The sequence below is a fragment of the Thermococcus sp. 9N3 genome (genome assembly GCF_012027685.1).
Classification (GTDB): domain Archaea; phylum Methanobacteriota_B; class Thermococci; order Thermococcales; family Thermococcaceae; genus Thermococcus; species Thermococcus nautili.
Genome location: NZ_SNUV01000001.1, coordinates 849,022 through 870,106, shown reverse-complemented (window position 1 = coordinate 870,106; position 21,085 = coordinate 849,022). Strand labels below are relative to the sequence as shown.

General features: G+C 55.1%; 27 protein-coding genes and 2 tRNA genes. 18 read left to right on the top strand and 11 right to left on the bottom strand.

Annotated features, from left to right (window positions below):
* The first annotated feature begins 3 nt into the window (after nt 1-3).
* The 3 genes from truD to E3E30_RS04840 are packed head-to-tail and all read left to right on the top strand — an operon-like array spanning nt 4 to nt 2,848.
* Nucleotides 4-1,251, top strand: coding sequence for a tRNA pseudouridine(13) synthase TruD (truD, locus tag E3E30_RS04850; protein WP_167728607.1), 1,248 nt, complete (start codon nt 4-6; stop codon nt 1,249-1,251).
* A gap of 48 nt (nt 1,252-1,299) precedes the next feature.
* Complete coding sequence (locus tag E3E30_RS04845) at nt 1,300-2,040, top strand: phosphoglycolate phosphatase (protein ID WP_167728606.1); 741 nt, start codon at nt 1,300-1,302, stop codon at nt 2,038-2,040.
* Entirely contained in the window at nt 2,015-2,848 is an 834-nt protein-coding gene (locus E3E30_RS04840) for a GNAT family N-acetyltransferase (RefSeq protein ID WP_167728605.1), read from the top strand. The genes E3E30_RS04845 and E3E30_RS04840 overlap by 26 nt, the downstream gene beginning before the upstream one ends.
* On the opposite strand, the gene E3E30_RS04835 is transcribed toward E3E30_RS04840, so the two are convergent.
* Entirely contained in the window at nt 2,841-3,986 is a 1,146-nt protein-coding gene (locus E3E30_RS04835) for an amidohydrolase (RefSeq protein ID WP_206205106.1), read from the bottom strand. The two genes, E3E30_RS04840 and E3E30_RS04835, sit on opposite strands and share 8 nt — an antisense overlap.
* 120 nt (nt 3,987-4,106) lie before the next feature.
* On the opposite strand from E3E30_RS04835, the gene E3E30_RS04830 reads away from it, so the two are divergent.
* From E3E30_RS04830 to E3E30_RS04780, 11 genes are all read left to right on the top strand, one after another.
* Nucleotides 4,107-4,184: transfer RNA gene (locus E3E30_RS04830), tRNA-Ala, on the top strand.
* Between the two features lie 11 nt (nt 4,185-4,195).
* A tRNA-Val gene (locus E3E30_RS04825) sits at nt 4,196-4,273 on the top strand.
* A 681-nt stretch (nt 4,274-4,954) separates the two neighbouring features.
* Nucleotides 4,955-5,215: a 50S ribosomal protein L37ae gene (locus E3E30_RS04820; protein WP_014121315.1), complete on the top strand. Its 261-nt coding sequence runs from the start codon at nt 4,955-4,957 to the stop codon at nt 5,213-5,215.
* Nucleotides 5,216-5,239: 24 nt separating this feature from the next.
* The gene (locus tag E3E30_RS04815; RefSeq protein WP_042689082.1) at nt 5,240-5,389 is read left to right on the top strand and encodes a DNA-directed RNA polymerase subunit P; all 150 of its coding nucleotides are present in this window, start codon (nt 5,240-5,242) and stop codon (nt 5,387-5,389) included.
* A gap of 51 nt (nt 5,390-5,440) precedes the next feature.
* Nucleotides 5,441-6,079: a ribosomal biogenesis protein gene (locus E3E30_RS04810; RefSeq protein WP_042689085.1), complete on the top strand. Its 639-nt coding sequence runs from the start codon at nt 5,441-5,443 to the stop codon at nt 6,077-6,079.
* Complete coding sequence (gene pcc1 / locus E3E30_RS04805) at nt 6,025-6,300, top strand: KEOPS complex subunit Pcc1 (protein WP_167728604.1); 276 nt, start codon at nt 6,025-6,027, stop codon at nt 6,298-6,300. The genes E3E30_RS04810 and pcc1 overlap by 55 nt, the downstream gene beginning before the upstream one ends.
* Nucleotides 6,301-6,362: 62 nt before the next feature.
* Entirely contained in the window at nt 6,363-6,713 is a 351-nt protein-coding gene (locus tag E3E30_RS04800) for a prefoldin subunit beta (RefSeq protein ID WP_042689089.1), read from the top strand.
* A gap of 27 nt (nt 6,714-6,740) precedes the next feature.
* Nucleotides 6,741-7,049, top strand: coding sequence for a DUF3194 domain-containing protein (locus E3E30_RS04795; protein WP_167728962.1), 309 nt, complete (start codon nt 6,741-6,743; stop codon nt 7,047-7,049).
* 33 nt (nt 7,050-7,082) lie between these two features.
* Entirely contained in the window at nt 7,083-7,406 is a 324-nt protein-coding gene (locus E3E30_RS04790; RefSeq protein ID WP_167728603.1) for a nucleotidyltransferase domain-containing protein, read from the top strand.
* A complete protein-coding gene (locus E3E30_RS04785) occupies nt 7,396-7,779 on the top strand; it encodes a HEPN domain-containing protein (protein WP_167728602.1) in 384 nt (127 codons plus the stop codon). The genes E3E30_RS04790 and E3E30_RS04785 overlap by 11 nt, the downstream gene beginning before the upstream one ends.
* Complete coding sequence (locus tag E3E30_RS04780) at nt 7,776-8,768, top strand: bifunctional oligoribonuclease/PAP phosphatase NrnA (protein WP_167728601.1); 993 nt, start codon at nt 7,776-7,778, stop codon at nt 8,766-8,768. The genes E3E30_RS04785 and E3E30_RS04780 overlap by 4 nt, the downstream gene beginning before the upstream one ends.
* A gap of 95 nt (nt 8,769-8,863) precedes the next feature.
* On the opposite strand, the gene E3E30_RS04775 is transcribed toward E3E30_RS04780, so the two are convergent.
* A complete protein-coding gene (locus E3E30_RS04775; protein ID WP_167728600.1) occupies nt 8,864-10,492 on the bottom strand; it encodes an SDR family NAD(P)-dependent oxidoreductase in 1,629 nt (542 codons plus the stop codon).
* A gap of 144 nt (nt 10,493-10,636) precedes the next feature.
* Between E3E30_RS04775 and E3E30_RS04770 the strand changes: the two genes are divergently transcribed.
* From E3E30_RS04770 to E3E30_RS04755, 4 genes are all read left to right on the top strand, one after another.
* Nucleotides 10,637-10,963 carry a hypothetical protein gene (locus E3E30_RS04770; RefSeq protein ID WP_167728599.1) on the top strand — a complete coding sequence of 109 codons (327 nt, stop codon included), beginning with the start codon at nt 10,637-10,639 and terminating at the stop codon, nt 10,961-10,963.
* Nucleotides 10,964-10,998: 35 nt separating this feature from the next.
* Nucleotides 10,999-12,120: a tetratricopeptide repeat protein gene (locus tag E3E30_RS04765; protein ID WP_206205066.1), complete on the top strand. Its 1,122-nt coding sequence runs from the start codon at nt 10,999-11,001 to the stop codon at nt 12,118-12,120.
* Complete coding sequence (locus E3E30_RS04760; RefSeq protein ID WP_042689100.1) at nt 12,047-12,772, top strand: tRNA-binding protein; 726 nt, start codon at nt 12,047-12,049, stop codon at nt 12,770-12,772. The genes E3E30_RS04765 and E3E30_RS04760 overlap by 74 nt, the downstream gene beginning before the upstream one ends.
* Nucleotides 12,773-12,870: 98 nt before the next feature.
* Nucleotides 12,871-13,719 carry a hypothetical protein gene (locus E3E30_RS04755; protein ID WP_167728598.1) on the top strand — a complete coding sequence of 283 codons (849 nt, stop codon included), beginning with the start codon at nt 12,871-12,873 and terminating at the stop codon, nt 13,717-13,719.
* 162 nt (nt 13,720-13,881) lie between these two features.
* Here E3E30_RS04755 and E3E30_RS04750 read toward each other — a convergent pair whose 3' ends face one another.
* From E3E30_RS04750 to E3E30_RS04710, 9 genes are all read right to left on the bottom strand, one after another.
* On the bottom strand, nt 13,882-15,741 hold the full coding sequence (locus E3E30_RS04750) for an aldehyde ferredoxin oxidoreductase family protein (protein WP_167728597.1): 1,860 nt from the start codon (nt 15,739-15,741) through the stop codon (nt 13,882-13,884).
* Nucleotides 15,741-16,568 (bottom strand): aldo/keto reductase, encoded by an 828-nt coding sequence (locus E3E30_RS04745; RefSeq protein ID WP_167728596.1) that lies wholly within the window; start codon nt 16,566-16,568, stop codon nt 15,741-15,743. The genes E3E30_RS04750 and E3E30_RS04745 overlap by 1 nt, the downstream gene beginning before the upstream one ends.
* 84 nt (nt 16,569-16,652) lie before the next feature.
* On the bottom strand, nt 16,653-16,841 hold the full coding sequence (locus E3E30_RS04740) for a hypothetical protein (RefSeq protein ID WP_042689110.1): 189 nt from the start codon (nt 16,839-16,841) through the stop codon (nt 16,653-16,655).
* A gap of 23 nt (nt 16,842-16,864) precedes the next feature.
* Nucleotides 16,865-17,158 (bottom strand): winged helix-turn-helix domain-containing protein, encoded by a 294-nt coding sequence (locus E3E30_RS04735; protein WP_042689112.1) that lies wholly within the window; start codon nt 17,156-17,158, stop codon nt 16,865-16,867.
* 60 nt (nt 17,159-17,218) lie between these two features.
* Nucleotides 17,219-17,911 (bottom strand): DUF2202 domain-containing protein, encoded by a 693-nt coding sequence (locus E3E30_RS04730; protein ID WP_167728595.1) that lies wholly within the window; start codon nt 17,909-17,911, stop codon nt 17,219-17,221.
* On the bottom strand, nt 17,908-18,537 hold the full coding sequence (locus tag E3E30_RS04725; protein WP_167728594.1) for a translation initiation factor IF-2 N-terminal domain-containing protein: 630 nt from the start codon (nt 18,535-18,537) through the stop codon (nt 17,908-17,910). The genes E3E30_RS04730 and E3E30_RS04725 overlap by 4 nt, the downstream gene beginning before the upstream one ends.
* Before the next feature lie 43 nt (nt 18,538-18,580).
* A complete protein-coding gene (locus E3E30_RS04720) occupies nt 18,581-18,757 on the bottom strand; it encodes a hypothetical protein (protein WP_167728021.1) in 177 nt (58 codons plus the stop codon).
* A 48-nt stretch (nt 18,758-18,805) separates the two neighbouring features.
* Nucleotides 18,806-19,633 carry a DUF2202 domain-containing protein gene (locus tag E3E30_RS04715; RefSeq protein WP_167728593.1) on the bottom strand — a complete coding sequence of 276 codons (828 nt, stop codon included), beginning with the start codon at nt 19,631-19,633 and terminating at the stop codon, nt 18,806-18,808.
* Nucleotides 19,634-19,834: 201 nt separating this feature from the next.
* The gene (locus E3E30_RS04710; protein WP_042689119.1) at nt 19,835-21,070 is read right to left on the bottom strand and encodes a 2,3-bisphosphoglycerate-independent phosphoglycerate mutase; all 1,236 of its coding nucleotides are present in this window, start codon (nt 21,068-21,070) and stop codon (nt 19,835-19,837) included.
* Between the last annotated feature and the right edge of the window lie 15 nt (nt 21,071-21,085).

Genomic DNA, 21,085 nt, shown 5'->3' with positions numbered 1-21,085 from the left:
GTCATGGATTACCGCGAGTTCTTCTCCCAGTTCCGGCACCTGAGCGAGAAACCGGGCATAGGGGGTAGAATCAAAGCCCTTCCCGAGGACTTCGTTGTCATCGAGGAACCCCTCCCCCAGATTTTTGAGGGGAGGAAGCACGCAATTTTCCTCCTCAAGAAGCGCAACTGGGACACGATGGCAGTTATTAAGGAGATTGCCAAGCGCGCCGGGATAAGCCACCGCGAGATAGGCTTCGCCGGGACGAAGGACAGGCACGCAATAACCTACCAGTACATAAGCGTGCCCGCAGAAGCGAAGGAAAAAGTTGAATCGGTTCAAATCCGGGACGTCGAGCTGAGGTTCGTCTCCTGCGGCCGGTTCATAAAGCTCGGCCACCTGCTCGGCAACAGGTTTAGGATAATCGTCAGAGACGTCGACGAGGACGCCTTTGAAAGGGCTAAGGAGATAATCCGGGAGCTCCGCGAGAAGGGGGGCTTTCCAAACTACTTCGGCTACCAGCGCTTCGGCGAGAGGAGGGTGGTAAACCACCTGATTGGAAAGCTCCTTCTGCAGGGGGAGTTTGAGGAAGCCGCAAGGCTCTTCCTCGGCTACGCCGACGGGAGCATGGAGGGCGATGAAGCCAGAAAGAACTTCTGGGAGACGGGCGACGTTGATAGGGCCCTGAAGGAGTTCCCACGCTTCCTCCGTTACGAGAGAATCCTGCTCTACACCTACAAGAAGACAGGAAGCTGGAAAAAGGCCTTCCTGTCGCTCCCGCTCCCGATAATGCGCATCTTCATTCACTCCTACCAGAGCTACCTCTTCAACCTCTATCTGTCGAGAAGAATCGAGGAGCTACCGCTCAGCGAACCGCTGGTCGGCGATATCGTCGTCCAGGTGAAGGGAGGAATACCGTACCGCGACAGGACATACCGCGTCACCGAGACTAACATCAACTTCGTCCGTGAGAAGGTGGAGAGGGGCGAGGCCATGGTTTCGGGCCCGCTCTTCGGTTTCGCGATGAGAAGGGCGAAGGGAATTCCCGGCGAACTTGAAGGGGGAATCCTTGAAGAGGAAGGAATAACTCTTGACGCCTTCAAAAAGCTCCCGAGGCCGATGGCAGAACCCGGTGGAAGGCGGGAACTCCTCATTCGCCCAATAGGCATGACTTACGGCTACGTTCCCGGAACTGGAATGTGCTTCCGCTTCTTCCTCCCGAAAGGTGTCTATGCAACGAGCGTTTTGAGGGAAATTATGAAGGACCACTGAAAGCAAAGCCTTATATTCCCGCAACCTTTCCCGTCTTCGGGTGAGAGAATGAGGATTAAGGCTATATCCCTCGACATAGACGGCACGATAACCTACCGCGACAGGACTCTGAGCATCGACGCCCTGAAGGCCATAAGGCTCGCCGAGAGGCTCGGCGTTCCGGTCATGCTGGTCACTGGGAACTCCGTTCCCTTCGCCGAAGCAGCCGCCGTTTTCATAGGCACGAGCGGGCCGGTCATAGCTGAAGACGGTGGAGCGCTCTCGCTGAAGGGCGAGGGGACGATGAGGAAGCGCGTTTTTCTGGCAGATATGGACGAGGAGTGGATACTCTGGAGCGAGCTGAAGAAACGCCATCCCGAGGCAGAGCTGAGTTACTCGACGATGGAGCGAAAGGCCGGTCTCGTGATAACCAGAAAAGTTCCCGTTGAGGCCGTTAGGGAAATCATAGAGGGGCTGGGGCTTAACCTGGTGGCCGTTGATTCCGGCTTTGCAATCCACGTGAAGAAGCCCTGGATTAACAAGGGGACGGGAATAGAGAAGGCCTGCGAGTTTCTCGGGATAAAACCCGACGAAGTCGCCCACGTCGGCGACGGTGAGAACGACCTCGATGCCTTCAGGGTCGTCGGCTACCGCGTTGCCATCGCCCAGGCCCCCGAAAGCCTCAAGCAGAGAGCTGACTACGTTACCGAGAAGCCCTACGGGGACGGCGGGGCGGAGGCGGTAATGCACATCCTCAAGAAGTTCGGCTACTTGGGTGAGGACGATGAGAATCCGCCCGGCGACACTTGACGACGTTGGAGGAATCGTTGAGCTCCATACCGTCGGAGAAAAGGTGAGCGGTAGCCTCTACGAGCGCTACACCCAGGGTGGCCCCTGGATGGCCGTTGAGACCTTCTCGATTCACCTCAACAACCTCCTGCTCGATGACCAGCTTATTGCAGTGGCCGAGCTCAACGGAAAGGTTGCCGGCGAGGTTGAGGTGCTGTTCTCAGAGGAGCCAATCAACGGGGAAATCAGACGGATAGGGCACGTTGACGTCATAGAGGTTCACCCAGATTACAGGAGAAAAGGCGTGGGCAGGGCACTGATGGAGTTCGTTGAGGACGTTGCGAGGGAAAGGGGAGTCGAGATGCTGACTGTTCAGCCGGAAGAGGAAGCGGAGGGTTTCTACAAAAAGCTCGGCTTCAACGTTGAGGTCTTTGAGGGGACTACCGTGTGGGTTCCATTGAAGGGTGAGGGCAAGACAGAGCCAACCGCATTTAGCTGGGATGACGTTAAAGAGCTTGAGCTCGTCGCGGGTCGTTTTCAGAGCTCGTACAGCATGTATTTCTCGGCGTTTAAGGACAGCATTGCGGGGATACACTACACGGTCGAGTCCGGAAGGGTTGGGGAGTCCTATTACGCGCTCAGGAACCTTCCGGGCAGGGAAGGGGTTGCGGTTCTTCTCTGGGGCAGGGTCGAGGACCTCAAATCCCTCCTTGGGAGGGCAAGGGCTCTCGGATTCAAACGGGCCCTGACGGTCCTTCCGGGAGAAGTTGAAAGCTTTGGTGCCGAAAAGATACGAAAAATCAAAATACTCGCGAAGGAGCTCACCTGAGGAACTCCCTGGCGAGCGCCACTTCCATCGCGGTGCCGAGGTGAAGGACGTCCTCATCAACGTCGAACTTTGGATGGTGGTGCGGATAGACGATTCCCTTCTCCTCGTTCCTTATTCCGAGGGCGAGGAATGCTCCTGGAACGCGCTGGAGGTAGTAGGCGAAGTCCTCGGCGCCCATAGTGGGGGGAACTTCCCCGTGCCTGAGGCCGTATTTCTCTGCAACTTCTCTGGCAAACTGCGCCATATCGGGGTCGTTGATGGTTGGGGGTGTAAGGTCCTGCACGCTTACCTCGGCCTTTGCTCCGTGCGCTGAGGATACTCCCTCTGCAATCTCCTTTATTCGTTTCTTGAGAAGGTCTCCGACCTCGTTTTTGTAGAACCTGAACGTTCCTTTGAGTGAAACTTCCTCCGGGATGACGTTGAAGGTCGTGCCACCGTTTATCGCCGTAACGCTGACAACGGCCGTTTCCTTTGGGTCAACGTTCCGGCTCACAACCGTCTGCAGTGCCAGAACTATTTCGGAAGCTATTGGTATGGGGTCAACCGTTTCGTGTGGGCTCGCTCCGTGTCCGCCCTTGCCGATTATCTTCGCCTCGAAAAATCCTGCTCCCGCCAGGAACGGCCCCTCGCGGATTCCAATGACTCCGCTCGGCAGGTCCATCCACACGTGGAAGCCGAAGATGGCGTTAACTCCCTCAAGGGCACCCCCTTCAATCATCTTTAAAGCCCCGTTTCCACCTTCCTCCGCCGGCTGGAACACGAGCCTGACCCTGCCGTTGAACTCGTCAATGTGCTCGGCGATTATCTTTCCCGCTCCGAGGAGCATGGCCGTGTGGGCGTCGTGACCGCAGGCGTGCATCTTCCCTGGAACGCGGGACTTGTAGGGAACATCGTTCTCCTCCTGAACAGGCAGTGCGTCCATATCGGCGCGTAACGCTATGGTCTTCTCGCCCTCACCGATGTCGGCTATGATTCCCGTCCCAACGCGTTTTATCCTGTATCCCCACTCGCGAAGGTGCTCCTCAACAATCTTTGAGGTTCTCTCCTCCTCGTACTTGAGTTCCGGCCACATGTGGAAGTCTCTTCTCCACGCTATTATCTGGTCCTTAATTCTCTCGGCTTCCTTGACGGGGTCCATTCCAATCACCGTTTCATCGTTGGTAGAGCTACATATTAACTTTTCGATGGGCATCTAAAAGGATTCCCGACCGCAAAATTTATAAACCCCCCTAGAAAGGAGATAACGGCGTCGTCAGGTGGGCCGGTAGCTCAGCCTGGTATGAGCGCCGCCTTGGCAAGGCGGAGGCCCCGGGTTCAAATCCCGGCCGGTCCACCAACATTTGGGCTGGGCCCGTGGTCTAGACTGGTTATGACGCCACCCTGACAAGGTGGAGGTCCGGGGTTCGAATCCCCGCGGGCCCACCAGTTACAAACTTCGCCTGCGCGAAGTTTGACCAAGGTTCGTAGCTCCTTTTGGAAAGCGATATTCCGGATGATTTTCTCATTGACTTGTCGTCTTGAGTGTGAGAACCTTCCAATTGCTCCTTTTGCAGAGGTTTACTTTTAGAATCGACGCCCGAAGGGCGTCAAAGGAAAATAAACCCTTTGAAGGGTTGTTTTGGGTGATTCTCTCTTAGAAAGCTCGATTTTCCCAATAAAATCCCCCTTCCCTTGAGCCCTTGAGCGAGGAGCTACTAACTTTTGGTGAAGCTTTTCCCAAAAGCTTCAGCGCTGGCGGAAAAGTAGGTGCTTTTTTGAAATTCGGCAACTGTGAGAGAGTTTCTTTTTGACTTGCTCTTTCAAGAGTGTTTCATTTCCCAAACGGCGTCCAAAGGACGCCAAAAATAAGTTGAAACTGTTTCACTGGGCCCCTTTAATGTTAAACTTGTGTTGAAGTTCCCACTTTGAGAGTGCACGACTGACTTCTTGCTCTTTGGTAAGAATGGCGTTCTTTTCGCCAGCCTTTCTTAAAGGCTGTACAAAAGCTTTAGCGCAAGGTTTATTAAGAACGAAAAAGCTCGATGTCCGTAGTTATGCAAAGGTTTATAAAACGTCCCCGGAAACACTTTCCAGTCTTCGAGAATGCTTAACTTTGGGGTGATGCTCATGGGAAGGACTGTTAAGGTCGGTTCAGCCGGAAGGTTCGGTCCAAGGTACGGTCTCAAGATTAGAAGAAGGGTCGCGGCCGTTGAGGCCAAGATGAAGCAGAAGCACGTTTGTCCCGTCTGCGGAAGGAAGGCCGTCAGGAGGATTAGCACCGGCATATGGCAGTGCCAGAAGTGCGGTGCCACCTTCGCCGGCGGTGCCTACCTGCCGACCACTCCGGCAGGAAAGGTCGCGAAGCGCGTTGTCGCTTCCAAGGCCTGATTCTTTTCCTTTGAGGTGATTCCTATGGTAGTTGCCATCTACCGCTGTGCCAAGTGCGGTAAGGAGGTCGAGCTCGACCTCGCCACGACAAGAGAGGTCCGCTGTCCCTACTGCGGAAGCAAGATACTCTACAAGCCCCGCCCGAGGGTCGCGAGAAGGGTTAAGGCCATCTGAGCCTTTTCTTTCGAAAGGCTTTTATCAACCAAACCCAAACGAGTGGTTGCCATGATGCTGATAACGACTTCCCACAGACCGACGAGGAGGACGAGAAGCTTCGGCCACGACCTGGAGAAGGTCTTCCCCAACTCGCTCTACCTGACAAGGGGAAAGAAGACCATCCAGGACCTGCTCATGGAGGCCTACGACAGGAACTACGAGAGGCTCTTGATAATCAACGTCTGGAAGGGCAACCCGCTCAAGATGACCTTCATCAAGGTTGACCCCGACGACTGGGGCTACCTTGGCTACCTCTACCTCCACGGCATCAAACTTCAGCGTGAAATCGGTTTCAGAAACCTGAGGCCAATCCGCGAGGAGATGCCCTTTGTCGTGACCACTGCCAAGCGCGTTGGAATAGACCATACGGCCTTCGCCCAGGCCTTCGCTGAGCTCACCGGCGGAAAATTTGTGCCGAGGGGCAACAAGAGCCTCCAGACGATAGCGGACAAGAACAACACCGATGTAATCGGCGTAATCGAGAACTACCCACGGGGAATGGCCGTCAACTTCTACCGCTTCGACGTTACAAAAGACAGGCCCGTTGGGCCGTTAATCCTCGTGAAAATCTGGATTATGGAGGACGGGCGGAGATGGGACTACAAGGAGGCGCTGGGTCTGAAGAGGTCTGGCCAATCGAGGGAGTGATTGAGCTTGCCTTTCCCGACGAGGAAACGGCCAGGGTTGTCTACGAGAGCGTTCTCTACGAGCACAAGACAGTCCCCTACAGGCGGAGCAGGATTGATTTCCTTCTCGACGGAAGGAAAATCGTAATCCGCTTTTTGGCCAGGGACAACTCGGCCTTACGGGGAACGCTGAACTCCTATTTGAGATGGATTAAGGTCGCGATGGATTCTCTGGAAGTTTAGCCTAAACTATTTAAAGCCCCGCCCTTATTCTAACCCGGCATCACGATTACGGAGGTGTTGTCATGCAGGGTATTCCGCCGCAGGTTCAGTCCATGCTGGCCCAGCTTGAGAGCTACCAGCAACAGCTTCAGCTTCTCGTCCAGCAGAAGCAGAAGGTCCAGCTCGAACTCAACGAGGCCAAGAAGGCCCTTGAGGAAATTGAAAAGCTCCCCGACGACGCGGTCGTCTACAAGACCGTTGGGACGCTCATCGTCAAGACCGACAAGGCCAAGGCCGTCGAGGAGCTCAAAGAGAAGGTAGAAACTCTCGAAGTCCGCCTCAGTGCCCTTGAGAGGCAGGAGAAGAAGCTCAACGAGAAGCTCAAGGAACTGACCGCCAAGATACAGAGCTCGCTCCGCCCGACGGCGGGCTGATTTCCCTTTTCTCCTCCGGTGGTGGGCATGGAGCAGAGGGGCGTTATTAACATCGGCCTTCCAGAGCTGAGCGAGGAGGAGATAATAGAAATAGGAGAGCTGGCGCAGAGGGTCATAATAAAGCACGTCTTCGACGCACTCAATCGGAGCGACGTCAAGGACATCGAGGTAACCACGAGGATAAACCGGGACGAAACGCTCAACCTCGAAATCGAGGTCTACCTCGAAGTGCCGGTCTTCGTCAAGGTGGACGTCGAGAGGCTGATTGACGAGGCCCTCGAGAAGGCCTACGAAGCGGTAGAGAGAAAGCTGAGGGAGATTGCGGGTAAGGGTTAAATTCAGTTTTGACAACATCTTCTCGGTGGGAGAATGAGGCACAGGGAAGTAGCCGAGGCCTTCGCAAGGGACGTCAGGAGACTGCTGGGAGACAACGTCATCGAAATCATACTCTTCGGCTCCGTCGCGAGGGGAGAGGCCAGTGAGGAAAGCGACGTTGATATCCTCGTGATTGTCAAGAAAAACCCTTGGGATAACCAAAAGAAGCTTGCCGACCTCGTCGTTGATTATCTTCTCAAGTACGGCATTTACGTGTCCCCCAAAGTCTTGAGCGTTGAGGAGTTTGAGTTCATGAAGGGCATAAACTCGGCGTTTTACATCAACGTGAGCAGGGAGGGAGTTAGGGTTGGTCACTGAGGTCGAAATACTCCTTAACGATGCCCATGAATCTCTTGAAGCGGCAAGAGTGCTTCTTGAGAATGGATTTTACAGAGATGCGATTAGCAGAGCATATTATGCGATGTTCTATGCGGCAAGTGCCCTTCTTCGTGCTAAAGGGGTCGTCACAAAAAGCCACCGAGGAGTTATTGCAAAATTCGGGCTTGAGTTCGTGAACACGGGTATCGTTGAAAAATACTATGCAAAGGCGCTTTCCCTTGCCGAGACAAGCAGGGAGCGAGCTGACTATGACCCAACATACCGCCCAAGTGAAGAGGAGGCCGAAAGCATAATAGAGGACGCAGAACGCTTTATTGAGCGGGTAGAAAAAGCATTGGAGGAGCTGAAATGAAAGGAAAGCTCAAGCTTAAGCGCTTCCTCCAGCGCTCGCGCGACAAATCCTACCTCCTCCTCTGCCACCACAACGCCGACCCCGATTCCCTCGGCTCGGCGATAGCCTTCGCCCGCTACCTCAGGTTTATCGGCGTTGAGAGGGTTAGAATAGGCGTTGCCCAGAGCGTTTCCTCCTACGCGAAGAGGCTTTTGACGCTCTCGCCCGTTCCCGTTGAGAAAAACCCAACCGTTGATGAAGACGTTGTCGTAATCTTCGACACCTCCTCCCTCGAACAGCTCGAACCGATTGAGATTCCGAAGGGGAAGACGGTAATCCTGATTGACCACCACGTCGAGAAGGAGAGGCCGATTAAGGCCGACATAGCGGTCGTTGACTCCTCAAGGACATCAACCGCCGAAATCGTGTGGGAGCTGTTCAAGTACCTCGGCTTTGCCGATGAGGAAAGCGTGAGGGCTCTTTTGGCGGGAATCGTTACCGACACGGCCAACTTCCGCTTCGCCAACGCGAAGACCTTCAAAGCGGTGAGCGAGATACTGGAGAGGTTTCCGCTCCAGATGGGGGAGGTATTTTCCCTCGTTGCCCCTGCCAGCGACGAAAACACCGACAACGCCCGGAGGATGGCCGTCCTAAAGGCCTGCCAGAGGCTCGAAATCATGAAGTTCAGGAAGTACATCATCGCCGTCTCGAAGGTCTCGGCCTACGAATCCTACGCCTGCAAGGTCTTCCTCCAGCTTGGGGCTGACATAGCGATAGTCGGGAGCGAGAAGAAGGGCGTCAGGATTTCTGCAAGGGCCAAGGAGAGCCTCGTGAAGAAGGGCCTCCATCTTGGAAAAATCATGGAGAAGGTGGGGCCCATCATTGAAGGCTCTGGCGGTGGCCACGCCGGGGCCGCAGGAGCGAACGGAAAGGCCAACCTTGATAAGGCCATAAAGCTAATCCTAAAGGAGATTGAGAAGTTTTTGAAAAGTGTTGATGGACAAACTTGAGAAAGTGGAGAGTTATGAAAATTACAGGCTCTAAAGTTCCCGTTAGCTAAGCTTAACCTCTTTATTGCTCCTTAAAGCATTTTCTTTTGAGCCTTTTAACCACTATCCTGGCCACCTCCAAAGCATTCTCTCCTGAGACCTTCTCTAACAGCCTCTGCGCGCCTGCGGGCCTCCTCGGGAACTACATTCGTGTCGCCACCCATATGTCTGATGAGTTCAATTACAGCGTCATATGCAAGCGACACGAAGGCACTGAGCTCTCGGCCATCGCAGTTCCTGCGCTCCGGTTCATACCACATTTCGCTTGACCAGGGGCTCTGACAGATGCACCCGTTCTCAAGGGCCGTCCTAATGCACGGCGGGAGTGGTTCGTTGTAGAACCATGTCTTGAGCCAGCTGAGGTCATGGAGTATCGCCTCGACGCCGAACTGTGCAAACCTCGTGCCAAGCTTTCCGACAATCACTTGGGCCATCATGGTCTTTAAGTTGCGCGGGTCCATATGCCTAACTGCTTCCTTCTCACGCTCAAAGAGTAGCCTCGCCATCTTGAGCGCGTTTCCTTTAACGCCGGTGCGCTCCTTCCAGCCAAAGACGCCGTACCAGACGAGGGTTGCTATCTGCTTCGGGTCGTTGAGTGCCTCTTTAAATGCTGAGGGAATTTGTTCTGTGGTCCCGGTGTCCATTCCCCCCGTAGGGGCTCGTTTGAACTCCAAGGAGGAGTAGTCTTTGTTCGGTTGAAATATAGAAGCCCTTTCCTTCTCGAATTTTCCCATATAAGTTCCCGTTGTCCCTTTTTTATCCAGCTCCATTCTGAACGCTTCTATTATATCCTTTATTGTTTTATATTTTGGTTTCCACCCCCACTCCTTCCTCGCTCCAGAGTCATCCACTCTCTCTATTTTCACATCACCTAATGCTCTTAATATCTCGGGGTCAGGTTGAATATCAATCTTTGCACCGGGTATTAGCTCCTTGAGTTCATTCACAAAGTCTTTCACGATGACTTCAAGACCAACGACGTTGTATGTCCTTATCCTAATGCGCTCTTCTGGGGCATAGTATAAGTCAACAATTGCTCTCGCGGCGTCTTTGTAATACATGATGGGGACTTTGGCATTCTCCGGTAGCCAAAGGGAATATGGTTCGCCCCTGAGTGCGTGTTCTATTGCCCATGGTATGCACTGAGCGATTCCAGGATGCTTGACACCTGGCCCGATGACCTCGGGATATCTAACGGCGCGGAAGTCTATTCCAAATTTGTGATTGTAATAAAGACCCATAAGCTCGCCGTAGACTTTGGATATTCCATAGAGAAGCCTTGGTCTTTGGATGTCGATATCCGTGATTACGGGACTCGAATCAGGATGAATCATGGATGCTAAGGAACTTGCGTAGGCGATTTTCTCTACATTGAAAATCCTTGCAGCTTCAAGTATGTTATAAGTGCCAGTGAAGTTAACCTTATGACAAGTCCAGGGGTCGCTTTCGCACATTAGGCTAAGCATTGCTGCGAGATGAATGACTCCTTCGGGATGATACTCCTTAAAGACATTCTCAACATGTTCCCTAACTGAGATATCTCCCTTCACAAATCTGGCGATTTCCGTTAACTCTCCTCTGGGCTCATGACGTCCAATAATGATGACTTCCTCTCCCCTCTTTGCTAACTCCTTAACGACTTCCCTACCTATAAATCCCGTGCCTCCAGTAACTAAAATGGCCATAAAATCACCCCAATGTTTGTTGGAGTTCAGGACCTATAAACATTTAGTTAGTTTTGTCCAATATCGTTTCGTGTATCTTCAAGATGGCCTGAACCAATAAACATTTTAATGATACTCCGATTAAACCTTAAAGGTGTTGAAAACATGGCGAAGTGCCCGCTGTGCGGAAAGCCCCTTGACTGGGGGGAGCTGATTGAGCAGATGCTGAGCCTTGAGAACGCCAAGGAGATGCTGAAGGACCGCGAAAAGTTTATCGAGGCCGTCGAGGGCTTTGCCTTCAAGTGCCCCCACTGCGGTGAGGAGTTCTACGGCAAGTACCTGCCGAGGGATGAAGCGGAGAAGGTCTTCGAGCTCCTCAACGAGTTCAAGGGCTCGATAGACTGGGAGAACAAGCGCGTCCGCCTCAGGCTGAACAGCCTTTTAGCTCTCGACAAGATGCTCGAGAACTGGGACAGGAAGATGAAAGGGTAACCCTTTTTAGGTTTTGGCACTATTTCAATCGTCCGGTGGTTTCTGTGGAATCGGTGAAGGAGAGGCTCAACGCCGGTGACTTCAAGGGCGCCCTTGAGCGGGCGAGGTCCTTAGACGACCCTCTGCAGAGGATTTTAGCGCTCAGCCTGGTCATGACCGAGTTCCCGCGCGAGGAGGTTCTCTCCGAGATGCTCGAAGCGGTTGAGAGGGTCACAGGCACCTACGAGAGGGCAATAGCGTATTCGCTCGTCGGCAGGGCGTTCTACATCCTCGACCGCGAGAAGGGCGGTTTCTTCTACTTCGAGCGGGCGGTGAGCCTTGCGAAGTCTCTCCCATCGCCGAGGCTCAGGGGTGAGGCTTTGGCGGGAATCGCGAGGAACCTCGTTTTAGCGGACCGATACGGCGATGCCTACATCCTCTTCAGCGAGGCCGTTGATGAAATCCAGCGCGCGAGGGGGTTGAGTTCAAGGGCCCTTGAAACGCTCCGCCGGGTCGCGAGGCTCATCGAGAAGAGCGCCGACGAGATTCCCAACGAGAAGGCCTTAGCATTTTACCGGCTCGCCCGCGACATCTACGACTCCCTCTTCTTCAAGCTCCAGGCCAAACACCTCTCCGACAAGATTGCGCTCATCGAAGATGTTCTCAAGCACGGCAGGGCCGTCGTCACCGAGCTGATAGAGAAGGGCGACGTCGAGAGGGCTATCGAGGTGATGCGCTTCCTCCCGCTGGAGGACAGGGCCGTTGAGATGCTCCACCTGAGCTACTGGCTCTTCCTCCACGAGAGGCCCTACCTTGCGAGAAAGGTCTTCAACGATGCCCTTGACCTGATTCTCGTCGGAAAGTTCCAGCCGAGGGACGGCGAGATTCTCTCGATAGCCCGGAAGATGCTCAAAATCGGCCGTCTCGAGGAGCCCCTAATCCTGGCCGGCGTCATCAGGGACGGGGGGCTGTCATCGGAGCTCCTCGGCGAGGTTGCACTCGCCTACTCCCGGAAGGACCCGGCGAGGGCGCGCTCGATAGCCGAGGGGATACGGGACGAAAGCGTTAAGAGACGGGTTTTGAATGCCCTCGAGGGTGGTGAAGATGTGGGACACGAGCAAGGACTACCGCTTACTGGTGGCGGAGAAGGCGATAGAGCTCTTCCTGAAGACGGTTGAGGGAGCGAAGTTCAAGGGTCACTGGGACAAGAAGAAGGCGATAAAGCTCGGCAAGGAGATGCTCCCTGAAATACAGGCGATGCGCTACAGCTACATAGAGCCGAACGAGCTAATCGAGACCCCCCAGATGAAGGCCCTGAAGGAGAAGGCCCTTGGAATAATCGAGGCCCTTGGTGGAGAGGACTGGCACCACAAGTTCATAAGCAACGCCTCAAAGGACGAGCGCGAGAAGGTTGAGGAACAGGTTGCGAAGATTCGCTTCTTCCTGAACACGATACTCGGCCTCGACAAAAGGCTCGCCCTCGGAAAGATAAACGACCCGGTCATAGCGGTCGACATCAAGGTCGGCGAAGTTATGAGCGTCGCCAAGCACCCCAACGCTGACAGGCTTCTCGTCACCAACGTGAACATCGGCGACAGAGCCATTACCGTCGTCACCAACGACTTAACGGTTAAGGAAGGAAACCGCGTGGCGGTCGCGTTGCTCCCGCCGGCCAACTTCAGGGGAATAGTCAGCGAGGGCATGTTCCTCGGCGCTGGGGAGGGCGTTCTCAAAGATGTCAAGGGCGAAATCGGTGGCCTGCCCAAGGGCATTCCGCTGGAGGCCTTAAACGAGACGAGGAACTTGGTCGAGGCGTTTTTGAAAGGATGACCTCTTACTATACCCTTTTGTCGCTTTTCAACTCTCCTTAAGTTGCCCGAAGAAAAGTTATAAACGTTTATCCCCAAACATAATAACGGTGACTGGACGTGGGGTGGAGCAGGCTCGTTCCCGTGGTTATCCTTGTCGCCCTCATAGCTGGCACGCTGGTGGCCTTGGGAGGCCTGCCGTCTGACGGGGAGGATTCTCAGGGGCTTTCCTCTTTCTGTCCATCTACGCCCACCGCGAGGGTTGCCTCCTTTGACTGGGGATTCATAGCCCTTGAAAACGCCAGCGAGGTTAGAAACGTTCCCTTCGTGAAGTTCAGCGTTGACCCGTACGGCAGAACGAACGTGAGCACAGGCAACGTGACGGCAAAAGTCCCGGTCATGGTTTTAATGGCCTGTAGTTACGATGGAAAACTCCTCTGGAACCTCACGCTTTCGGGCTACGCCTGGGCCTACGATGACGGGGAATACGGCATCCAAGCAAACGGAACGGAGACTCCTGCCCTCCTTGTGGCGAATACGAGCGACTACCCCTACGTTCTCGTTTATCAAACCACGCCGAGGTCTTATTCTGAATTTAGAAACTACGTGTCAATCAACGACTACTTCTACGTTCTCGGCAGAAACGGAACTGTTAGAGAGTTCGACCTTGGGCGGGGCTTCGTTCCCATCAGGAACCCGTTCCTTATTTCCAACGGTACCTACGTGCTGATGGGCTTTGAAAGGCCTCAGCCGGATGGTTCTCCAATGTCCGGCTACGTCATGATTCTAAACGGAACTAAGGTTGTCTGGAGCAGACTCTTCCAGATGAACGACCCGAGCTGTCTCTGCTACGTCATTCCCGGCTGGGGCAGGATTGACAGAAACGGGTGTGCTGTATTCGGCCTCTACGACGGCGAGGGGAGGTACTGCAACGGGGAGTTCACATACGTAGCCAACACGACGGGGTGAATCGAGGAAAGACCGGAGATGCCGTCCTTGCGGTTCTCTGGGGTGTTCTTTTTCCGTCCATTCTCCCTCCGAAGCTTATCCGTTGTTGAGGCGCCAGCGTTGAGTGGAGCTCCCTTAGAAGTGTCATTAGGTGCGAAATAAAAATGAGACAAGAAAAGGCCTTCACTCTACGCCCATTCTCTTCCTCACAACTTCCAAAGCCCTCTCGGCATCGCTCTTGAACTCCGGATAGCCAAGCTCCTCCATAGTCTCCGGCAACGGGACGCCAAGCTCCTCGTGCCAGCCCCTAAGCCTGTAGAACTCTTTCCTCGTCTCAAGGAAGTCGTTGTAGTCTATGAAGGCCGCGTTCCCCTTGGCCGGCCCGTCCGGCTCCGGCTCCCACCAGCGAGGCGGAATCGTGTCGTCGAGCGGAGGCGTCACCCAGTCGAGGGCGTCGTGAATTCTGGCTATGCTCTCAACTGCCTGGGCAATTTTCCTGAGCCTCTCGACCGTCCACTCCTCGCCGGTCGCGAGCGAGTAAAACTTGGCAAGGTCTTCCATCCTGTAGGACACGAACTTGCATGTTCCGAGCATGTCGGTGATGTAGCTCTCGTCCCTGCCCTCTATGAGCGAAGGCACGAGCTCCTTCGCCGGCCCCTGGTTCGGTAGCTGATGCGGTCTCGGCCAGCCCCTCAGGTGAGACGCTCCAACGTCAGCTGTGGCGTAGCTGAGGGCGTAGGTTCTCCTTCCGCGCGGGTCCCAGGCTGGACTTTCCATGCCCTTCACGTGCACGGCGAACTCGCAACCTCTACCGAGCCTCTCGCAGGCCCTCTTTACACCATCGGCGAGAATCGCTCCGATGCTCTTTCTCTCTGCCATCAGCTTGATGAGCCTCTCCTCGGCCTCCTCGTCGCCGAAGCCCTTGACCGGGAACCCTATCTCCTCCTCGCTTATGAGGCCCCTCTCGACCAGCTCAAAGAACCAGGCTATTGTGTTGCCCGTCGCTATGCTGTCGAGGCCGAGGTCGTTGACGAGCCAGTTGAAGTATGCCACCGCCGGGAAGTTGAAGACGCCCGTTGCCGCTCCAAGCATCGCGATGCTCTCGTACTCGGGCTTGACGCGGATTTTCCTGCCTTTGTACTCGACCTCTACATACCTGGCGCACTTAATCGGACAGCTCTTGCCGTGGACGAACCACTCGGGCTCTACCTCGTACTTCTTGACCTCGTCGCCCCCGAGTCTGCTGGCCAGCTCATCGGGAATGTAGGGCCTTGAGAAGTTGTAGGCCGGGCTCATTCCGAGGGAGGCCGAGCTTCTCAGCGCATCGCTCGTTCCGTAGTTTCTGCTGTGCTCATACTTCGGGTCGGTCGCGAAGTGCTCGTAGAACTCCTGCCAGAGCCTCTGGAACTCCTCTGGGCTGGCGACAGGTGGCTTCTCTCCAGGCTCCACTACAACGGCCTTAACCTTCTTGCTCCCGAGGACTGCCCCGAGACCGCCCCTTCCGCTCGCGCGCTCGGTGTCGTAAATCACGTTGGCAATCCTGCTGAGCCTCTCGCCGGCCGGGCCAATTAAAGCTAGGCTCGCCTTCGGGTGCTCCTTCCAGAGTTCTTTAGCGACCTCGTAGTTGCCCCTGCCCCAGAGGTGCTTTGCATCTCTGATTTCCACCTCCCCGTCGTGGACGTAGAGGTAAACCGGCTCCTCGGCCTTCCCCTCGATGATTATCGCGTCGAAGTGCCCCTTGAGCTTGGGTCCGAAGGCGTCTCCACCGCTTGAATCGCTGATTAGCCTCGTCTCGGGGCTCTTGCTAACGGCTATGACCTTGCTGGAACCCGGAATCAGGCCTGTCAATCCACCGGTGGCGAAAACGAACTTGTTGGCCGGGCTGAGCGGGTCGGTTCCCGGCGGGACTTCCCGGTAAATCAGGTAGTAGCCGAGGCCCTTTCCGCCGACGAACTTCCTTATCACATCATCGGGAAGTTCCTCGTAGGTGACCTTTTCCTCGGTCAGGTTCACTCTCGCTATCCGGTTCTTGTATCCGTACATCAGACACACCTCCTGGCTTTCTCCCTATCTTCCCTACTCAACCTCCAGCCCATCGCTCCGGCGTTCTCTTCCACGTGCTCCTTCCTGCCGGCCTTGGGAATCGCTATAACGTTCTCCTCCCAGATGAGGTAGTTTAGGGCCACCTGAGCTGAGGTCTTGCCATATTTCCTCCCTATCTCGGTCAGGCATTCGTTTTTGGCTAGCGTCCCCTTCTCCAGCGGGGTGTAGGCTATCAGCGCAATCCTCTCCCGCTTCATGTAGTCGAGCAGACCGCTCGTTTCGGGCCAGCGGTCGCGGAGGGAGTACTTTACCTCATTGGCAACGATTTCGTATTTCCTCATCGCCTCCTGAGACCGTTTCAGAAGCTCCAAGTCGAAGTTGCTGACGCCGATGTAGCGGATGAGGCCTTCATCAACCAGCTCCTCAAGGGCGTGGAGGGTCTCCTCTATTCTTTTCCACTCGGTTCCGGGCCAGTGGAGAAGGTGCAGGTCAATGTAGGTGCCGAGCCTCTTAGCGCTCGCCCTTACCGCTCTCTTCGCCCTCTCGTAGCCGAAGTTCGTGGGCCAGACCTTGCTGATGATGAAGAGCTCGTCCCTGTCAAAGCCCTCGATGGCCCGTCCAACCAGCTCTTCCGAGTGGCCGGCACCGTAGAACTCGGCGGTGTCTATGAGGTTTATGCCGAGTTCGAGGCCGTAGCGGAGAACCTCAACGCTCTCCTCGTCCCGCGAGTAGTCGGGGCTCTCGTAGCCACCTATCCCCCAGGTGCCGAGTCCTATCGCGGTTACCCTATCCGAACCGATAGCCTTCAAGTCCTTAAAAACGCCCACAATACCACCTAATAAAATAGAAGCGTTTAACCCCTTTTAAGGTTTCCGTTTGAACGCTAAAATCTATGTCACAAAGTTGTGGAATCAGACCTCTTCGAGCTTCTTCCTGACTTCCTCGGTGTTCCTCCTGGTTTCCTCAAGGGCGTTCTTCAGCTTCTCCAGCTCGACCTTGAACTCGTTCAGGGTCTTGTTTACCTGGTAGAACGCGAATATGAGCACGACGAGTATAATCAGACCGAGGATTATGCTTATCCATCCGCTTGGGGTCGACATATGCTCACCTCCCCAGGGCATTTTCATCCCTCCAGGTTCTTTACCACGTCGTTGTCTATGACGAGCTTGAAGGGCCTGGCCCGGTAGTACTTCTTGGCCCTCGGGTCATCTGGCTCAAGGCGGAGCTCGCTCTCGACGAGTCCTGCCTTCTCAAGCTTTTTGAGGTGGAGATACAGGAGTTGCCTCGATATTCCAAGGGTCTTGGCGAGCTCGTAAACGTACCACTCTTTTTCGCAGAGTAGCTTGAGTATCTTAACCCTGACCGGGTTGGAGAGTGCATCGCATACCTTTGCCAGCTCCTCGACGCTCTGGACCATGGTCAACACCGCTGATTGGGCCTGGAGGGGATAGGAAAAGAAGAGATAAAAGCTTTCCGCTCAGCCCACTATACTCTTGTATTCTTCTTCACTCAACACCTGGGGCGTGTAGGTGACTCCATACCTGTTCTGAAGCAACCTGGTGAACGCCCTCAGGTGGTTTTCACTTCCGCTCCTCAGGCTCTCGAACACCGCTTTTATGTCCTCGTTGTCCGTCCTCTTGAGCCACTCGTCCAGGTCCTTGATGTCAATCTCCTCTATGAGCGCCCCCACCTTGAGCGCCTCAACCTCGCTTTCGCTTCCCTGTGCAACGAGCTTTTCATAGAGTTCCTGCATCTCCGTGCTGTTGAATTCGCCAATCCCCATCCCCGCAACGGGGTCGGTTAGGTTGTATTTCTCGATGAGTTCAAGCACCATGTCCATGTGGGTCTGCTCACTCTGGGCTATGTTGCTGAATATCGGAAGGCCTGTCTTGTTGTAGAGTGTGAGATAGACGTCCCTCGCGAGCTTTTCTTCCTCCCTCATGTAGAGGATTGCCTCAATCTCGTCCTGGCTCAGGTTTTGAGCCGGATAAGCGGAGACGTTTACCATCGTTCCCTCTGGACTCGCCCCGGCGCCGTACCCCTTATCCTCTGGAGGGCCTCGGGTCTCGGGAGGCCCCTGAGTTGTGCTCGTATCCGTGCTCGTTATGCATCCGGCCCCAACCGTGGCCAGGAGGAGCAGGGCAACGAGCAGGAAGCTCATCTTTTTCATCCACTCTCACCCCGGAGCTCGGTTATAATCTCCTCCAGCATGGCCTTGAACTCCTCCCTGTCCAGGTCGTACTTGTACTCAATCTCAGCCAGCTTCTCGTCGGGGGTTGCCTCTATCCCCTTCTCCTTCAGCTTCTCTATCAGTGCGTCCGTTGAAATCCCAAATTCATCGGCGAGCTCCTGGACGGTGTAGTACTTCATCATGGTTCCCGTTATGTAGACCGTTGAGTTGGTTGACTCCTCGTAGTGCACGTCCGTTGTCTCGCCCTCCTCGCTACCAACGTAGGCCGAAAAGGCCTGGTATCCTCCCGCGAGGAGCAGGAGGGGTATTATCAGTCCCGCGATGACCTTTACCTTGGAGCTCTTGAAAGCGGACTTCAGCATGACCCACATGCTCCTGAAGCCAACGGCCAGGTGGACTGCCACGAGACCAATCATGACGAAGCCAAGGTAGGTGTGAACGTTGGTCAGCGTGTCCTTGTCCATCCCAAGGAACGTCCACCCAATGCTGTCCGCTATCCTTCCGCTGGGCGCCAGGTACAGGCCTATTCCCGTTATCGCTATCGCCACGAAGACTATCAGGAGGAGCAGGTCAACGACTCCCCTGAGGAGTGCGGAGGCCCTCATTGGACCACCTCCGGTGGGCATTTTCCTATACAGAGCATCTTTTTCACCTCATCAACGCGTATATTATGAGCCCTATCACGATGAAGGGCAGGAGCAGGAAAGCCAGCTTGGCGAATATTATCAGCAGTGCGAAGGGGAGGAACAGCCAGCCGAAGCCGAATCCCCTCCTCCCGTGCATTGGACCCATTACCGGTCCGAATCCCCTTGGCATTTTCACCACCAAATCACGCCGTCTGCTTTAACTCTCGACGAAAAGAAATGAAAGGCTTCAAATGCCGAACCTTCCAAGGAATCCCCTCATCCACTTCCAGGCGTGGGCGAAGGCGTTGGTGATTGTGCTGGTTATGCCTCCGTCCTGGGCAGTGTTCATCTGACCACCCATGGCGCCGTGGCCGTGGCCCATTCCACCCATACCACCCATTCCGTGGGCCGGTGCGGAGCTTAGTATCTCGTCAACCTGGTCCTGCGGAAGCACCTGGGCGGTGTAGTTGATTCCCATCGCTTCAAGCTGGCCGACGAAGGCCCTGAGGTGGTTCTCACTGCCGGCCATGAGGTTGCTGTAGACGGTCTTGATGTCCTCGTTGTCGGTCTTGGCAATCCAGTCCTCGAGGTCCTTTATGTCGGTCTCCTCGATGAGGGCACCGACCTTAAGGGCGTCCTCGGTGCTCTGGCTTCCCATCTGGACAAGCTGGTCGTAGAGGTTCTGGAGCTCCTCGTTCTGGAAGACTCCTACCTGGTTGAGCGTGTCCGGGGCGGTCAGGTTGTACTTCTCTATAAGACTGAGCACCATGTCCATGTGGGTCTGCTCGCTCTGGGCTATGTTGTTGAATATCGGAAGGCCGGTCTCGTTGTAGAGCGTCAGGTAGACGTCCCTGGCAAGCTTCTCCTCTTCAACCATGTAGAGCAGGCCGTTAATCTCGTCCTCGCTCAGGGGTGCGTAGTAAGTGGTTAGCGTGCTGTTGAGCATGGGCGCCGTCTGGGTGCTCTGGCTCGCGTAGGGGTTGGGTCCCGGCTGACCGCGCCACGCCGCGACTCCTCCCAGGGTCATTCCTATTAACAGGGCAATCAGCCCCAATCCAAACCACATCTTTCTCATGTTCTCAACCTCCTCCATGTGTAACTTTAATGTTACATATGCACGGATGGTTTATAAAGTTTGCGGTTATTGAGAAATGTACCTGGGAGACCAAAAGGGGAACCACTGAAAAAGCAGGGGGACGTTCTACTCAAGAAATCTGTCAGGAAAACCCAGTGATGGTGCAACGCAGTCTAAAAAGTTGAAATTTGGAGAAAAGGATTAAGCTCCGAACTTCTCGGAGCGGTTCATGAGGTCCATCATTATCGGCACTATGTCGTGGCCCCTTATCCTGCCGAGCCCGCCACGCATGCACTCGCGCTCGCCGAAGCTCTCGGTGTGGTCTGGCCTGACGCCACCACCAGCTATGAGAACCGGAACGGGGTCCCCGCTGTGGTTCATGACCTCGCATGGCGTGCTGTGGTCGCCGGTTATTGCTATGACCACGTCCTCGAGGTCAACGTGCTCGATGATGTAACCTATCATCCTGTCGGCCTTCTCAATCATCTCAGCCTTGAGCTTCGGGTTGTTGTCGTGGCCGGCAGCATCGGTCGGCTTGAAGTGGAGGAACACGAAGTCGTACTCCTTGAGCAGTTCGACGGTCTTCTTTGCTTTAGCCATCTCGTCGGTGTTGTACTCACCGGTTGCACCCTCCGGCGTGTAAACGTCGAAGCCTATCGCCCTCGCAACGCCCTTGACGAGTGAGACCGCTATGACGGCTCCTGCCCTGACCTTCCACTGCTCGGTGAACTTCATCGGAATGTTCGGGTAGGTTCCGGCTCCCCTTATCAGGAGGTAATTGGCCGGGGGCTTGCCCTCCTTCCTGCGCCTCTCGTTGATTGGGTGCTTCTCAAGAACCTCGTGGGCCTGCCTGACGAACTCCTCAAGGATTTCCGCGACCTTCTTGCTCTCCTCGTCCTCCCAGGTGAACCTGTGGGGGGGCTTTCCAGCCTCGTGGGGGTCGTTCTCGCCGACACGGTAGCCCTTGGCCATACCCTTGAGAACCAAGACCGCCCTGTGACCGGTGGCCCCAACGAAGATGAAGTCAACCGGGAGCTTCACCTTCTCCTGAATCGCCTTCGCGAGCTCGTGGGCTTCCTCGGTGCTTATCCTTCCAGCCCTCCTGTCAACGATTATCCCGTTCTCGATTGTTGCGAAGTTAACCCTAAAGGCCAAATCGTCCTCATCCAAATCCAACCCGACGCCGAGGGCCTCAAGGAAGCCCCTTCCGCGGTAGACCTTGTAGGGGTCGTAGCCGAAGATGCTCAAATGTGCCGTGTCGCTTCCCGCCGGCTGGCCGGGCTTTATCGGGTCCTGCTGGCCGAGGATTCCAAGTTTCGCAAGCTTGTCCATGTTCGGGGTTTTCGCGTACTCCAGCGGGGTCTTTCCTCCAAACTCTTTAATCGGTCTGTCGCCGAGGCCGTCGAGGATTATGAGAAGTCCCTTCCTCTTCTTCATACCTATCACCGGGGG

Excerpts from the sequence above, each read along its gene's own strand:
- E3E30_RS04770 (WP_167728599.1), top strand. The coding sequence starts at position 10,637 with ATGGCGAAGTGCCCGCTGTGCGGAAAGCCCCTTGACTGGGGGGAGCTG.
- E3E30_RS04710 (WP_042689119.1), bottom strand. The coding sequence starts at position 21,070 with ATGAAGAAGAGGAAGGGACTTCTCATAATCCTCGACGGCCTCGGCGAC.
- E3E30_RS04840 (WP_167728605.1), top strand. The coding sequence starts at position 2,015 with ATGAGAATCCGCCCGGCGACACTTGACGACGTTGGAGGAATCGTTGAG.
- E3E30_RS04725 (WP_167728594.1), bottom strand. The coding sequence starts at position 18,537 with ATGAGGGCCTCCGCACTCCTCAGGGGAGTCGTTGACCTGCTCCTCCTG.
- pcc1 (WP_167728604.1), top strand. The coding sequence starts at position 6,025 with ATGGGACTACAAGGAGGCGCTGGGTCTGAAGAGGTCTGGCCAATCGAG.
- E3E30_RS04835 (WP_206205106.1), bottom strand. The coding sequence starts at position 3,986 with ATGGACCCCGTCAAGGAAGCCGAGAGAATTAAGGACCAGATAATAGCG.
- E3E30_RS04790 (WP_167728603.1), top strand. The coding sequence starts at position 7,083 with ATGAGGCACAGGGAAGTAGCCGAGGCCTTCGCAAGGGACGTCAGGAGA.
- E3E30_RS04800 (WP_042689089.1), top strand. The coding sequence starts at position 6,363 with ATGCAGGGTATTCCGCCGCAGGTTCAGTCCATGCTGGCCCAGCTTGAG.
- E3E30_RS04740 (WP_042689110.1), bottom strand. The coding sequence starts at position 16,841 with ATGTCGACCCCAAGCGGATGGATAAGCATAATCCTCGGTCTGATTATA.
- E3E30_RS04795 (WP_167728962.1), top strand. The coding sequence starts at position 6,741 with ATGGAGCAGAGGGGCGTTATTAACATCGGCCTTCCAGAGCTGAGCGAG.
- E3E30_RS04810 (WP_042689085.1), top strand. The coding sequence starts at position 5,441 with ATGATGCTGATAACGACTTCCCACAGACCGACGAGGAGGACGAGAAGC.
- E3E30_RS04735 (WP_042689112.1), bottom strand. The coding sequence starts at position 17,158 with ATGGTCCAGAGCGTCGAGGAGCTGGCAAAGGTATGCGATGCACTCTCC.
- E3E30_RS04815 (WP_042689082.1), top strand. The coding sequence starts at position 5,240 with ATGGTAGTTGCCATCTACCGCTGTGCCAAGTGCGGTAAGGAGGTCGAG.
- E3E30_RS04750 (WP_167728597.1), bottom strand. The coding sequence starts at position 15,741 with ATGTACGGATACAAGAACCGGATAGCGAGAGTGAACCTGACCGAGGAA.
- E3E30_RS04775 (WP_167728600.1), bottom strand. The coding sequence starts at position 10,492 with ATGGCCATTTTAGTTACTGGAGGCACGGGATTTATAGGTAGGGAAGTC.
- truD (WP_167728607.1), top strand. The coding sequence starts at position 4 with ATGGATTACCGCGAGTTCTTCTCCCAGTTCCGGCACCTGAGCGAGAAA.
- E3E30_RS04760 (WP_042689100.1), top strand. The coding sequence starts at position 12,047 with ATGTGGGACACGAGCAAGGACTACCGCTTACTGGTGGCGGAGAAGGCG.
- E3E30_RS04820 (WP_014121315.1), top strand. The coding sequence starts at position 4,955 with ATGGGAAGGACTGTTAAGGTCGGTTCAGCCGGAAGGTTCGGTCCAAGG.
- E3E30_RS04730 (WP_167728595.1), bottom strand. The coding sequence starts at position 17,911 with ATGAAAAAGATGAGCTTCCTGCTCGTTGCCCTGCTCCTCCTGGCCACG.
- E3E30_RS04715 (WP_167728593.1), bottom strand. The coding sequence starts at position 19,633 with ATGAGAAAGATGTGGTTTGGATTGGGGCTGATTGCCCTGTTAATAGGA.
- E3E30_RS04780 (WP_167728601.1), top strand. The coding sequence starts at position 7,776 with ATGAAAGGAAAGCTCAAGCTTAAGCGCTTCCTCCAGCGCTCGCGCGAC.
- E3E30_RS04845 (WP_167728606.1), top strand. The coding sequence starts at position 1,300 with ATGAGGATTAAGGCTATATCCCTCGACATAGACGGCACGATAACCTAC.